Genomic DNA, 13,828 nt, shown 5'->3' with positions numbered 1-13,828 from the left:
CGCAACGCCGCCGGGCCTGTGACAGAGGCATCACAGGCGGCGGGCGTTTCTTCACTGTTCTGGAGAGTCTACAGGTTCGGCCGTGTCGTCAGCACTTTGCGCGCCTTCTTCTTCATCAACAGTGACGCTTTGATCGGTGGCGTCATCGGAGGTGATGGAGCTGCTTTCGTAACTGCTGTCCATATTGGCTTCGAGTTGGTTCAAGTAGCCGTTCATACCCAGCGCCACCACAATGGCGAACATCACCGGAATGAATGCCAGCCACAGGGCAGCCAACACTTTTACCGCGGTGGAGTTGCGCGGAGGCGGCGCGCCGTATTGGTTGGCGCCTGCATTACCCGGCAATACCAGCAACAGGATCGGGAAGACGCTGTTCACCAAAGGCACCAGGTGCAGGAACCACAGCCAGCCCGACCAACCCAGGTCGTGCAGGCGTTGCACACCGATTTGCACACTGACCCAGACAATCGCAACAACCAGCGCGAAGCCCAGCAGCGAGCCGAGAATGATGCCGGCGGTCGGTGAGGCGGTCGCCACGGCAAAGCTCGCGGTGCTGATGATGCCGCCAGCGACCAGCATTGCCAGGGTCAACACCAGCGTCCAGGCGAGATACCGGAGACGGCCGATACGCCCGTTGATGGTGAAGACCTTGAGTGTCGAGTACTCCTCGGTGTGGTCACCCACTGCCGCACGCGGCGGAGCATAGGGCGAAGCAGCGGAACGCGAGAAGTCAGACGCGCGGGTATCCGTCTCGTGAGCTTCGGCCAGGCTGAAGGCCACGGGTTGCTCAGGTTCGATACGTGCATCGACCCCGGCGTTTTTCAGCGCCGTGAGGTAGGTTTCGGCATCGGAGCGGGACAGGTCACGCTTGAGCGCGACCGGGCGGCCGGTAAAAAGCTTTTCGATGGCTGCCACATCGCTTTTGAACAGTTCGGCGAGGTTCAGCTTGGCAGTGGTGCTTTCGACACCCGGGAGCAGGGCTCCGTCAAACACAATCTTGAAACGGTTGTCGCTCATGCGGGCATCCTTGTCACTTGAATCAGGGAAGGAGTACAGGCCGACTTCGGTCAGCAGGCCTGGCGGTTATCAGCGTGGCCAGCGAAGTTGTGCCGAGTGCTCGCGTGCCTTGCGGTATTCGGCATCCAGGCGGGCAATCAGTTCATCGACGCTGGGCAAATCATTAATCTCACCGACGCCCTGGCCGGCGGACCATACGGTCTTCCAGGCTTTGGCTTCGTCGCTCAACGGCTTGAGCTTGGAGCCGAAGTTTACTTCACCTTTGCCTTGTAAGGCAGCGAGGTCGAAACCGGCGTTTTCCAGGCTTTGGCGCATGAAGCTCGCCGGTACGCCGGAGACTGCGGGAGTGTGCACGATGTCGGCGGCGCGCGATGTGAGCAGCATCTCTTTATAGGCATCCGGGGCGTGGCTTTCAGTGGTGCCGATAAAGCGCGTGCCGAAATAGGCGAGGTCTGCGCCCAGCACTTGGGCGGCGAGGATCTCGTGCCCATGGTTGAGGCAGCCGGCCAGCAGCAGGGTTTTATCGAAGAATTGGCGAATCTCGGCAATCAGAGAAAATGGGCTCCACGTGCCGGCATGGCCACCGGCGCCTGCGGCCACGGCAATCAGGCCATCAACACCGGCTTCTGCGGCTTTCTCGGCATGGCGCCGAGTGGTCACGTCGTGAAACACCAGGCCGCCGTAGCTGTGCACGGCATCGACCAACTCCTTTACTGCGCCCAGGCTGGTGATGACGATCGGCACTTTGTGCTCGACGCAAATCGCCAAGTCGGCTTCCAGGCGTGGGTTGCTGTTGTGCACGATCAGGTTCACGGCATATGGCGCAGGGTTGTCCAGTTGCGCCAGGCCCGCTTCGATTTCTTCCAGCCAGGCCTTGAAGCCGCTGCTCTCGCGCTGGTTGAGCGCCGGGAAACTCCCGACCACCCCATTGCGACAGCACGCCAGGACCAGTTGCGGGTTGGAAATCAGAAACATCGGCGCCGCCACCACGGGCAGGCGCAGACGTTGTTCGAGCAAAGCAGGCAGTGACATTGGAGGTACCCCGAGTAATTGAAATTAGAACGGTTTGACCACGACCAAAATTACGATAGCCAGCAATATCAGAACGGGCACTTCGTTGAACCAGCGATAAAAGACATGGCTGCGGGTGTTTTCGCCACGGGCGAAGCGTTTTACCTGGGCGCCGCACATATGGTGGTAGCCGATGAGCAGCACCACGAGCGTCAGCTTGGCGTGGATCCACGCGCCGGATTGAAAGATGGCGGGGTTGAGGTAGATCAGCCAGCCGCCGAACACCAGGCTGGCAATCATCGCCGGGCCCATGATGCCGCGGTAGAGCTTGCGCTCCATGATGCTGAAGCGTTCTTTGCTGACGGTGTCTTCACTTTGGGCGTGGTAGACGAACAGGCGTGGCAGGTAGAACAGCGCGGCAAACCAGCAGACGATACTGACGATGTGGAAGGCTTTGACCCATAGATAGAGCATTTCTAGTTATTCCCAGGTTCACGGTAACTGAAGATAGTAGTGGCTCATGCGCCCTTACGTCACGTTGGCGGTTGTCGCAGGACGATACGGCCCCTATTATCGACGGCTTTCCAGTGGGTTCGTTGAGGGCAGGTTTATGGTCAAGGTCGGTATCGTCGGCGGCACGGGTTACACCGGTGTCGAGTTGCTGCGTCTGTTGGCTCAGCATCCGCAAGCTGAGGTGGTGGTCATCACTTCCCGATCCGAGGCCGGGCTGGCCGTTGCCGATATGTACCCGAACCTGCGAGGCCACTACGACGGCCTGGCGTTCAGCGTTCCGGACATCAAGACCCTTGGCGCGTGTGATGTGGTGTTCTTTGCTACCCCGCACGGAGTGGCCCATGCACTGGCTGGCGAACTGCTTGCTGCCGGTACCAAAGTCATCGACCTGTCGGCTGACTTCCGTTTACAGGACGCCGATGAGTGGGCCAAGTGGTACGGCCAGCCGCATGGCGCCCCTGAGTTGTTGGAGGAGGCGGTGTATGGCCTGCCGGAAGTCAATCGCGAGCAAATCAAGCAAGCGCGCCTGATTGCGGTGCCAGGTTGCTATCCAACCGCGACGCAGTTGGGGTTCCTGCCATTGCTGGAAGCGGGGTTGGCGGATACTTCGCGCCTGATCGCGGACTGCAAGTCGGGTGTCAGCGGCGCCGGTCGTGGTGCTGCAGTGGGTTCTCTGTACTCCGAGACGTCGGAAAGCATGAAGGCCTATGCAGTAAAAGGGCATCGTCACTTGCCTGAAATCCGCCAGGGGCTGCGTCGTGCTGCCGGTAAGGATGTGGGCCTGACCTTCGTTCCGCACCTGACGCCGATGATCCGTGGCATTCACTCCACGCTGTACGCAACCGTTGTTGATCGCTCGGTAGACCTGCAGGCGCTGTTTGAAAAGCGCTATGCCAATGAACCGTTCGTCGATGTGATGCCTGCCGGCAGTCACCCCGAAACCCGCAGCGTGCGCGGTGCAAACGTGTGCCGTATTGCGGTTCATCGGCCGCAGGATGGCGACCTGGTGGTGGTGTTGTCGGTGATCGATAACCTGGTCAAGGGCGCGTCGGGCCAGGCGGTACAGAACATGAACATCCTGTTTGGCCTGGATGAGAAGCTGGGCCTGTCCCACGCAGGCATGCTGCCTTAAGGCTTCGCGGTTGATTGCCAAAGGCCCGATGATCGGGCCTTTTGTGTTTTTAATGGCGGCAGCGCAGATTGATATACCGTAACAATAGTTGACCGCTTTTCTAGGAGAAGCGGATAATGCCCGCCATTACGCATATGGCGGCGGTACGCCGGGAGATTATCAGCATGAGCGTTGAATCCTTCACCCCCACGGCTTTGCAATTCACCCACGGTGCTGCGCACAAGGTGAAGAGCCTGGTCGATGAAGAGGGTAATGATCGCTTGAAGCTGCGCGTATTCGTTACGGGCGGCGGTTGTTCAGGGTTTCAGTACGGTTTTACCTTCGATGAAGATGTAGCCGATGACGACACCATCGTTGAGCGCGAGGGCGTCAGCCTGGTCGTGGACCCGATGAGCTTCCAATACCTGGCAGGTGCCGAGGTGGATTACCAGGAAGGTCTTGAAGGTTCGCGTTTCGTGATCAAAAACCCTAACGCCACCACGACCTGTGGTTGCGGGTCTTCGTTCTCGATCTGATCGGCAACGGAAACAAAAACGCCGCTTGGCTTAATAGGCCAAGCGGCGTTTTGCTGTCTGCAGATTCTGAAGGGGTAGTCAGGCGGGATAGATCGCGCCCAGTATCCGCAGCCCGTGTGCGCCGGTGACGCTGGGGCGGTTGGCGGCGATGCCTTCCAGGCAGCAATGGGCCAGCCAGGCGAAGGCCATGGCTTCAACCCAGTCGGGGTCCACGCCGTAAGTCGCGGTGCTGCTGACCAGGGTGGATGGCAACAGCGCCGCCAAACGGCTCATCAGTGCGGCGTTATGCGCGCCGCCGCCACACACCAGTAACGTTTCGGTGTCGGCTTGTGCCGCTTGCAGGGACTCGACGATGGTCAACGCGGTCAGTTCAAGCAGGGTTGCTTGTACATCCCGGGGTTGGAAGGCTGGCAATCTGCCAAGGTGATGTTGCAGCCATCCCAGGTTGAAGACTTCACGCCCGGTACTTTTGGGGCCCCGGGTCAGGAAGAATGGGTCGCTGAGTAGCGCGTTAAGCAACTGAATCTCGACTTTGCCACTGGCGGCCCATTGGCCGTCGCGATCAAATTGTTCGCCACGTTGATGGTGAATCCAGGCGTCGAGCAGGACGTTGCCTGGGCCGCAGTCGAAGCCGGCTACAGGTTTGCCGGTCTCGATCAGGCTAAGGTTGCTGAACCCGCCGATATTCAACACCGCGCGGTTGCCGGTATGTTCCCCGAACAATGCTTCATGAAAGGCAGGCACTAATGGTGCGCCCTGGCCCCCGGCGGCGACATCGCGACTGCGAAAATCACTGACGACAGTAATGCCAGTTAGCTCGGTCAGCAGGGCCGGGTTGCCGATCTGTACGGTAAAGCCCCGTGCAGGTTCGTGGCGAATAGTCTGGCCGTGGCTGCCAATTGCGCGAATGTCATGAGGCGTGAGGTGCTGCTGGCCCAGCAAGGCGTGGATGCCTTGGGCTGCAAGTGTCACCCAGTGTTGCTGGGCAATGGCCGAACGAGCGATTTCGTCCGGGCCGCTGGCGCAGAGGCTTAGCAGCTCTGCGCGCAGGGTGTCTGGCATAGGGATGTAGTGCGTGGCGATCAAGTTGATCGCCGGGTTTTGTTCGATCAGGGCGATATCCAGGCCATCAAGGCTGGTCCCGGACATCACACCTATATAGAGCGGCATACCTTAACGCTTCGCCGAGGCCAGCAGGGTGGAGCGCTCCTGGTCCATGCGTGCCATCAACGGCTGGCTTTGTTGCAGGAAGCGCGCGCGCTCGGCTTTGGCGATGGGGTCGGCCATCGGCAGCTTCTGACCCAATGGATCGACGTGGACGCCATTCACCTGGAACTCATAGTGCAAATGCGGGCCGGTGGACAGGCCCGTGGTGCCGATGTAGCCGATCACCTGGCCTTGCTTCACGTTACTGCCCGTGGAGACGCCTTTGGCGAACCCTTGCATATGGCCGTACAGCGTGCGGTAGGTGTTGCCGTGCTGGATGATTACGGTATTGCCGTAGCCACCGCGACGTCCGGCCAGCAGGACCTTGCCGTCCCCGGCCGCTTTGATTGGCGTGCCGCGTGGAGCGGCATAGTCGACGCCTTTGTGGGCGCGAATTTTGTTCAGGATTGGATGCTTGCGACCCATGGAGAAGCGCGAGCTGATGCGAGCAAAGTCCACTGGCGTGCGGATGAAGGCTTTGCGCATGCTATTGCCGTCAGCCGTGTAGTAGCTGCTATTGCCTTGTTTGTTGGTGTAGCGCACAGCGGTGTAGGTCTTGCCGCGGTTGGTGAAGCGCGCGGAAAGAATGGCGCCGGTGCCGACCACCTTGCCGTTGGCGACTTTTTGTTCGTATATCACGTCGAATTCGTCACCCTGGCGAATGTCCTGGGCGAAATCGATGTCGTAGCCAAACACGCTGGCCATGTCCATGGTCATGCTGTGTGACAAGCCGGCGCGGGCGGCCGATTGTGACAATGAGCTGTTGATCACACCGTGTACGTAGGCGTAGCGCATAACCGGTTTGGTGGTGATGCGGTTGAAGGCAAAGCCTTTGGCGCCCTTGGTGAGGGTAATGCTCTCGAGGTCGCTGACATTACTATGCAGATTCTTCAACTGGCCATTGGGTGCCAATTCGAACTCAAGCTTCTGGCCGTGTTTGAGCTGGGTGAATTGCTTGGCTTGTTTATCGCTGGCCAGCACCTCATTAACAGTAGCAGTGGGCAGGCCGACCTTTTCGAACAGCGTTGAAAGCGTATCGCCTTTGGCGACGATTACTTCGCGGTGCAGGGGATTCTTTGGGACAACCGCTGCAGGCTGCTCTTGAGCGGCGTGTTGAGTGTCTTCGGGAGTGCTTTCTATCTGTGCAAATGGTGATTCGGCTGGTGCGTTTGTGGCTTGTTGCGCGTCGGAAGCGTCTTGATCTTGTGTCAGTTGTTCAACTGGACTTTCCAGGTCAAGGCTCAGGGATGTTCGTTTGGCTTCTACGTCACTGGAAGGGAATACCAGGAGTGCCAGGCTGAGAAGGGCGGCGATACCACTTGCGGCGAGCAGGTGGGTCTTCGGGTAAAGCGGCGGCGCTTTAGACGGTTCTGTGGTCATAAGTAATTTTGACTTTGAAGATGAAATGGAAAAGATGAATGACATGATGAAGATGAAATAACTGTATAAAATATAACCAAATCATCTGTGGCGCAAGCTCGCGAACGCTGGGCTTGCTGAACGGTGTCCGTGCGCAGGGCAAAACTTGTAATTAGTCCCTGATCTTGTATGGTTGGTTCCCTTTTGAATCTGAGCCTTGCGGGTCTGTTATGAAGTCGGTTGAAGAGCAGCTAGCGCTGATAAAACGTGGTGCGGAAGAACTGTTGGTCGAGGCCGAGCTGATCGAAAAGCTCAAGCGTGGCCAACCCCTGCGTATCAAGGCTGGCTTTGATCCGACAGCGCCGGATCTACACCTGGGTCACACCGTGCTTATTAATAAGCTGCGCCAGTTCCAGGAACTGGGGCACCAGGTGATCTTCCTTATAGGTGACTTCACCGGGATGATCGGTGATCCGAGCGGCAAGAGCGCGACGCGTCCGCCGTTGACTCGTGAGCAGGTTCTCGATAATGCCGAGACCTATAAGACCCAAGTGTTCAAGATTCTCGATCCGGCCAAGACCGAGGTGGCATTCAACTCCACCTGGATGGATCAGATGGGGCCGGCGGATTTCATTCGCCTGACATCCCAGTACACCGTAGCGCGCATGCTTGAGCGTGATGACTTCGACAAGCGCTACTCCACCAATCAGCCTATCGCTATCCATGAGTTCCTCTACCCGCTGGTACAAGGGTATGACTCGGTGGCATTGCGCGCAGACGTTGAGCTGGGCGGCACTGACCAGAAGTTCAACCTGCTGATGGGGCGTGAGCTGCAGCGCGCATACGGTCAAGAGGCCCAGTGCATTCTGACCATGCCGTTGCTGGAGGGGTTGGACGGCGTCAAGAAGATGTCCAAGTCCTTGGGTAACTATGTGGGTATCCAAGAAGCGCCGGGTGTTATGTACGGTAAGCTGGTTTCGATTCCAGATGCATTGATGTGGCGTTACTTCGAGCTGTTGAGCTTCCGCTCGATGGACGAGATTAATGCACTGCGCGCTGAAGTCGAGGCGGGCGCCAATCCGCGTGATGTGAAGATCAAGTTGGCGGAAGAGATTGTGGCGCGCTTCCATGGTGAGGAGGCTGCGGCCAATGCTCACCGTGCAGCGGGTAACCGTATGAAGGATGGCGAGCTGCCGGATGATCTGCCGGAGATCGAATTGACTGCTGCTGAGGCGATGCCGATTGCTGCCGTCCTTAATAAGGCGGGTCTGGTGAAGAATTCCGCGGTTGCTCGCGACCTTTTGGGTTCCGGTGGTGTGCGTATAGATGGTGAGGTTGTGGATCGCACCTTTATATACGAGCTGGGCGCTACCCACGTTTGCCAGGCCGGCAAGAAGGCATTTGCGCGTATTACGCTCAAATCCGAATAAAGCTGGAATTAGGTGTTGACGGCGATTTATATCTGTCTATAATTCGCCCCACTTCCGGCGCAGTCGAAACGGAAAACTCCTTGGTAAACAAAGAATTACGCAGAGTTCGACAGCGAGTTGCTTCAGTTCATCGAAGCCCAGAAGGAGTTGGTAGGGCAGTGTTGTTTGGCTCTATTAACGTTTCGATCCTCTCGGTCGAAAGCGGAGAAAAAGAGGTGTTGACAGCAGCGTGTAACGCTGTAGAATTCGCCTCCCGCTAACGAGAGATCGGAAGCGCAAGTGGTTGAAGTTGTTGAAGAATTCTTCGAAAACTTCTGAAAATAATCACTTGACAGCAAATGAGGCTGCTGTAGAATGCGCGCCTCGGTTGAGACGAAAGATCTTAACCAACCGCTCTTTAACAACTGAATCAAGCAATTCGTGTGGGTGCTTGTGGAGTCAGACTGATAGTCAACAAGATTATCAGCATCACAAGTTACTCCGCGAGAAATCAAAGATGTAACCAACGATTGCTGAGCCAAGTTTAGGGTTTCTTAAAAACCCAAAGATGTTTGAACTGAAGAGTTTGATCATGGCTCAGATTGAACGCTGGCGGCAGGCCTAACACATGCAAGTCGAGCGGTAGAGAGAAGCTTGCTTCTCTTGAGAGCGGCGGACGGGTGAGTAATGCCTAGGAATCTGCCTGGTAGTGGGGGATAACGTTCGGAAACGGACGCTAATACCGCATACGTCCTACGGGAGAAAGCAGGGGACCTTCGGGCCTTGCGCTATCAGATGAGCCTAGGTCGGATTAGCTAGTTGGTGAGGTAATGGCTCACCAAGGCGACGATCCGTAACTGGTCTGAGAGGATGATCAGTCACACTGGAACTGAGACACGGTCCAGACTCCTACGGGAGGCAGCAGTGGGGAATATTGGACAATGGGCGAAAGCCTGATCCAGCCATGCCGCGTGTGTGAAGAAGGTCTTCGGATTGTAAAGCACTTTAAGTTGGGAGGAAGGGCATTAACCTAATACGTTGGTGTTTTGACGTTACCGACAGAATAAGCACCGGCTAACTCTGTGCCAGCAGCCGCGGTAATACAGAGGGTGCAAGCGTTAATCGGAATTACTGGGCGTAAAGCGCGCGTAGGTGGTTTGTTAAGTTGGATGTGAAATCCCCGGGCTCAACCTGGGAACTGCATTCAAAACTGACTGACTAGAGTATGGTAGAGGGTGGTGGAATTTCCTGTGTAGCGGTGAAATGCGTAGATATAGGAAGGAACACCAGTGGCGAAGGCGACCACCTGGACTAATACTGACACTGAGGTGCGAAAGCGTGGGGAGCAAACAGGATTAGATACCCTGGTAGTCCACGCCGTAAACGATGTCAACTAGCCGTTGGGAGCCTTGAGCTCTTAGTGGCGCAGCTAACGCATTAAGTTGACCGCCTGGGGAGTACGGCCGCAAGGTTAAAACTCAAATGAATTGACGGGGGCCCGCACAAGCGGTGGAGCATGTGGTTTAATTCGAAGCAACGCGAAGAACCTTACCAGGCCTTGACATCCAATGAACTTTCTAGAGATAGATTGGTGCCTTCGGGAACATTGAGACAGGTGCTGCATGGCTGTCGTCAGCTCGTGTCGTGAGATGTTGGGTTAAGTCCCGTAACGAGCGCAACCCTTGTCCTTAGTTACCAGCACGTAATGGTGGGCACTCTAAGGAGACTGCCGGTGACAAACCGGAGGAAGGTGGGGATGACGTCAAGTCATCATGGCCCTTACGGCCTGGGCTACACACGTGCTACAATGGTCGGTACAGAGGGTTGCCAAGCCGCGAGGTGGAGCTAATCCCACAAAACCGATCGTAGTCCGGATCGCAGTCTGCAACTCGACTGCGTGAAGTCGGAATCGCTAGTAATCGCGAATCAGAATGTCGCGGTGAATACGTTCCCGGGCCTTGTACACACCGCCCGTCACACCATGGGAGTGGGTTGCACCAGAAGTAGCTAGTCTAACCTTCGGGAGGACGGTTACCACGGTGTGATTCATGACTGGGGTGAAGTCGTAACAAGGTAGCCGTAGGGGAACCTGCGGCTGGATCACCTCCTTAATCGACGACATCAGCTGCTCCATAAGTTCCCACACGAATTGCTTGATTCATTGAAGAAGACGATAAGAAGCAGCCCGAAATTGGGTCTGTAGCTCAGTTGGTTAGAGCGCACCCCTGATAAGGGTGAGGTCGGCAGTTCGAATCTGCCCAGACCCACCAATTTTGTGTGGGAAACGCCTGTAGAAATACGGGGCCATAGCTCAGCTGGGAGAGCGCCTGCCTTGCACGCAGGAGGTCAACGGTTCGATCCCGTTTGGCTCCACCACTACTGCTTCTGAAGTTTTGAAAGCTTAGAAATGAGCATTCCATCGTTAAGGTGGTGAATGTTGATTTCTAGTCTTTGATTAGATCGTTCTTTAAAAATTTGGGTATGTGATAGAAAGATAGACTGAACGTTACTTTCACTGGTAACGGATCAGGCTAAGGTAAAATTTGTGAGTTACTCGTAATTGAGTATTATCGAATTTTCGGCGAATGTTGTCTTCACAGTATAACCAGATTGCTTGGGGTTATATGGTCAAGTGAAGAAGCGCATACGGTGGATGCCTTGGCAGTCAGAGGCGATGAAAGACGTGGTAGCCTGCGAAAAGCTTCGGGGAGTCGGCAAACAGACTTTGATCCGGAGATGTCTGAATGGGGGAACCCAGCCATCATAAGATGGTTACCTTACACTGAATACATAGGTGTATGGAGCGAACCAGGGGAACTGAAACATCTAAGTACCCTGAGGAAAAGAAATCAACCGAGATTCCCTTAGTAGTGGCGAGCGAACGGGGACTAGCCCTTAAGTGGCTTTGAGATTAGCGGAACGCTCTGGAAAGTGCGGCCATAGTGGGTGATAGCCCTGTACGCGAAAATCTCTTAGTCATGAAATCGAGTAGGACGGAGCACGAGAAACTTTGTCTGAATATGGGGGGACCATCCTCCAAGGCTAAATACTACTGACTGACCGATAGTGAACTAGTACCGTGAGGGAAAGGCGAAAAGAACCCCGGAGAGGGGAGTGAAATAGATCCTGAAACCGTATGCGTACAAGCAGTGGGAGCCCACTTTGTTGGGTGACTGCGTACCTTTTGTATAATGGGTCAGCGACTTATTTTCAGTGGCGAGCTTAACCGAATAGGGGAGGCGTAGCGAAAGCGAGTCTTAATAGGGCGTCTAGTCGCTGGGAATAGACCCGAAACCGGGCGATCTATCCATGGGCAGGTTGAAGGTTGGGTAACACTAACTGGAGGACCGAACCGACTACCGTTGAAAAGTTAGCGGATGACCTGTGGATCGGAGTGAAAGGCTAATCAAGCTCGGAGATAGCTGGTTCTCCTCGAAAGCTATTTAGGTAGCGCCTCATGTATCACTGTAGGGGGTAGAGCACTGTTTCGGCTAGGGGGTCATCCCGACTTACCAAACCGATGCAAACTCCGAATACCTACAAGTGCCGAGCATGGGAGACACACGGCGGGTGCTAACGTCCGTCGTGAAAAGGGAAACAACCCAGACCGTCAGCTAAGGTCCCAAAGTTATGGTTAAGTGGGAAACGATGTGGGAAGGCTTAGACAGCTAGGAGGTTGGCTTAGAAGCAGCCACCCTTTAAAGAAAGCGTAATAGCTCACTAGTCGAGTCGGCCTGCGCGGAAGATGTAACGGGGCTCAAACCATACACCGAAGCTACGGGTATCACGTAAGTGATGCGGTAGAGGAGCGTTCTGTAAGCCTGTGAAGGTGAGTTGAGAAGCTTGCTGGAGGTATCAGAAGTGCGAATGCTGACATGAGTAACGACAATGGGTGTGAAAAACACCCACGCCGAAAGACCAAGGTTTCCTGCGCAACGTTAATCGACGCAGGGTTAGTCGGTCCCTAAGGCGAGGCTGAAAAGCGTAGTCGATGGAAAACAGGTTAATATTCCTGTACTTCTGGTTATTGCGATGGAGGGACGGAGAAGGCTAGGCCAGCTTGGCGTTGGTTGTCCAAGTTTAAGGTGGTAGGCTGGAATCTTAGGTAAATCCGGGATTCTAAGGCCGAGAGCTGATGACGAGTCATCTTTTAGATGACGAAGTGGTTGATGCCATGCTTCCAAGAAAAGCTTCTAAGCTTCAGGTAACCAGGAACCGTACCCCAAACCGACACAGGTGGTTGGGTAGAGAATACCAAGGCGCTTGAGAGAACTCGGGTGAAGGAACTAGGCAAAATGGCACCGTAACTTCGGGAGAAGGTGCGCCGGTGAGGGTGAAGGACTTGCTCCGTAAGCTCATGCCGGTCGAAGATACCAGGCCGCTGCGACTGTTTATTAAAAACACAGCACTCTGCAAACACGAAAGTGGACGTATAGGGTGTGACGCCTGCCCGGTGCCGGAAGGTTAATTGATGGGGTTAGCTAACGCGAAGCTCTTGATCGAAGCCCCGGTAAACGGCGGCCGTAACTATAACGGTCCTAAGGTAGCGAAATTCCTTGTCGGGTAAGTTCCGACCTGCACGAATGGCGTAACGATGGCGGCGCTGTCTCCACCCGAGACTCAGTGAAATTGAAATCGCTGTGAAGATGCAGTGTATCCGCGGCTAGACGGAAAGACCCCGTGAACCTTTACTATAGCTTTGCACTGGACTTTGAATTTGCTTGTGTAGGATAGGTGGGAGGCTTTGAAGCGTGGACGCCAGTTCGCGTGGAGCCAACCTTGAAATACCACCCTGGCAACTTTGAGGTTCTAACTCAGGTCCGTTATCCGGATCGAGGACAGTGTATGGTGGGTAGTTTGACTGGGGCGGTCTCCTCCTAAAGAGTAACGGAGGAGTACGAAGGTGCGCTCAGACCGGTCGGAAATCGGTCGTAGAGTATAAAGGCAAAAGCGCGCTTGACTGCGAGACAGACACGTCGAGCAGGTACGAAAGTAGGTCTTAGTGATCCGGTGGTTCTGTATGGAAGGGCCATCGCTCAACGGATAAAAGGTACTCCGGGGATAACAGGCTGATACCGCCCAAGAGTTCATATCGACGGCGGTGTTTGGCACCTCGATGTCGGCTCATCACATCCTGGGGCTGAAGCCGGTCCCAAGGGTATGGCTGTTCGCCATTTAAAGTGGTACGCGAGCTGGGTTTAGAACGTCGTGAGACAGTTCGGTCCCTATCTGCCGTGGACGTTTGAGATTTGAGAGGGGCTGCTCCTAGTACGAGAGGACCGGAGTGGACGAACCTCTGGTGTTCCGGTTGTCACGCCAGTGGCATTGCCGGGTAGCTATGTTCGGAATAGATAACCGCTGAAAGCATCTAAGCGGGAAACTAGCCTCAAGATGAGATCTCACTGGGACCTTGAGTCCCCTGAAGGGCCGTCGAAGACTACGACGTTGATAGGTTGGGTGTGTAAGCGCTGTGAGGCGTTGAGCTAACCAATACTAATTGCCCGTGAGGCTTGACCATATAACACCCAAGCAATTTGCATGCTCCGAGCTGAAAAGCGAAAGAGACCAGATTGCGGTGTGTGAAGACGATAGAACCGAAAGTTCGAATCTCACAAAACACCGAAAGCTGTCACATACCCAATTTGCTGAAGCGAGGCCAACTGGCC

General features: G+C 55.4%; 8 protein-coding genes, 2 tRNA genes and 2 rRNA genes. 7 read left to right on the top strand and 5 right to left on the bottom strand.

The annotated features are described in order from the left end of the window. Positions 1–51 precede the first annotated feature (51 nt). The 3 genes from A7J50_RS26405 to hemJ all read right to left on the bottom strand — a co-directional run bounded on the left by A7J50_RS26405 (position 52) and on the right by hemJ (position 2,502). Positions 52–1,017 carry a DUF805 domain-containing protein gene (locus A7J50_RS26405; protein ID WP_064454368.1) on the bottom strand — a complete coding sequence of 322 codons (966 nt, stop codon included), beginning with the start codon at positions 1,015–1,017 and terminating at the stop codon, positions 52–54. A 69-nt stretch (positions 1,018–1,086) separates the two neighbouring features. Then, the gene (locus tag A7J50_RS26400; RefSeq protein ID WP_064454367.1) at positions 1,087–2,049 is read right to left on the bottom strand and encodes an NAD(P)H-dependent flavin oxidoreductase; all 963 of its coding nucleotides are present in this window, start codon (positions 2,047–2,049) and stop codon (positions 1,087–1,089) included. A 24-nt stretch (positions 2,050–2,073) separates the two neighbouring features. Continuing rightward, positions 2,074–2,502: a protoporphyrinogen oxidase HemJ gene (gene hemJ / locus A7J50_RS26395; RefSeq protein ID WP_064454366.1), complete on the bottom strand. Its 429-nt coding sequence runs from the start codon at positions 2,500–2,502 to the stop codon at positions 2,074–2,076. A 136-nt stretch (positions 2,503–2,638) separates the two neighbouring features. Between hemJ and argC the strand changes: the two genes are divergently transcribed. Next, positions 2,639–3,673 (top strand): N-acetyl-gamma-glutamyl-phosphate reductase, encoded by a 1,035-nt coding sequence (argC, locus tag A7J50_RS26390; RefSeq protein ID WP_064454365.1) that lies wholly within the window; start codon positions 2,639–2,641, stop codon positions 3,671–3,673. A gap of 164 nt (positions 3,674–3,837) precedes the next feature. Further along, entirely contained in the window at positions 3,838–4,188 is a 351-nt protein-coding gene (gene erpA, locus A7J50_RS26385) for an iron-sulfur cluster insertion protein ErpA (protein WP_003176443.1), read from the top strand. 78 nt (positions 4,189–4,266) lie between these two features. Here the strand turns inward: erpA and A7J50_RS26380 are convergent, their stop codons facing one another. Both A7J50_RS26380 and A7J50_RS26375 read right to left on the bottom strand, forming a co-directional pair. Continuing rightward, the gene (locus tag A7J50_RS26380) at positions 4,267–5,358 is read right to left on the bottom strand and encodes an anhydro-N-acetylmuramic acid kinase (RefSeq protein ID WP_064454364.1); all 1,092 of its coding nucleotides are present in this window, start codon (positions 5,356–5,358) and stop codon (positions 4,267–4,269) included. A 3-nt stretch (positions 5,359–5,361) separates the two neighbouring features. Continuing rightward, positions 5,362–6,774: a peptidoglycan DD-metalloendopeptidase family protein gene (locus A7J50_RS26375; RefSeq protein ID WP_064454363.1), complete on the bottom strand. Its 1,413-nt coding sequence runs from the start codon at positions 6,772–6,774 to the stop codon at positions 5,362–5,364. A gap of 209 nt (positions 6,775–6,983) precedes the next feature. Between A7J50_RS26375 and tyrS the strand changes: the two genes are divergently transcribed. The 5 genes from tyrS to A7J50_RS26350 all read left to right on the top strand — a co-directional run bounded on the left by tyrS (position 6,984) and on the right by A7J50_RS26350 (position 13,680). After that, on the top strand, positions 6,984–8,183 hold the full coding sequence (gene tyrS / locus A7J50_RS26370) for a tyrosine--tRNA ligase (RefSeq protein ID WP_064454362.1): 1,200 nt from the start codon (positions 6,984–6,986) through the stop codon (positions 8,181–8,183). A gap of 553 nt (positions 8,184–8,736) precedes the next feature. Continuing rightward, positions 8,737–10,273 (top strand): 16S ribosomal RNA (locus A7J50_RS26365). An 82-nt stretch (positions 10,274–10,355) separates the two neighbouring features. Further along, positions 10,356–10,432: transfer RNA gene (locus tag A7J50_RS26360), tRNA-Ile, on the top strand. Between the two features lie 30 nt (positions 10,433–10,462). Continuing rightward, positions 10,463–10,538, top strand: a tRNA-Ala gene (locus tag A7J50_RS26355). Positions 10,539–10,788: 250 nt separating this feature from the next. Next, a 23S ribosomal RNA gene (locus A7J50_RS26350) occupies positions 10,789–13,680 on the top strand. Together the 16S and 23S rRNA genes with 2 tRNA genes alongside form the textbook arrangement of a ribosomal RNA operon. Positions 13,681–13,828: the final 148 nt, after the last annotated feature.

This window comes from Pseudomonas antarctica, assembly GCF_001647715.1.
In the GTDB taxonomy this organism is placed as follows: domain Bacteria; phylum Pseudomonadota; class Gammaproteobacteria; order Pseudomonadales; family Pseudomonadaceae; genus Aquipseudomonas; species Aquipseudomonas antarctica_A.
The sequence above is the reverse complement of the archived record's forward strand: the minus strand, read 5'-3'. Positions and strand labels throughout refer to the sequence as shown.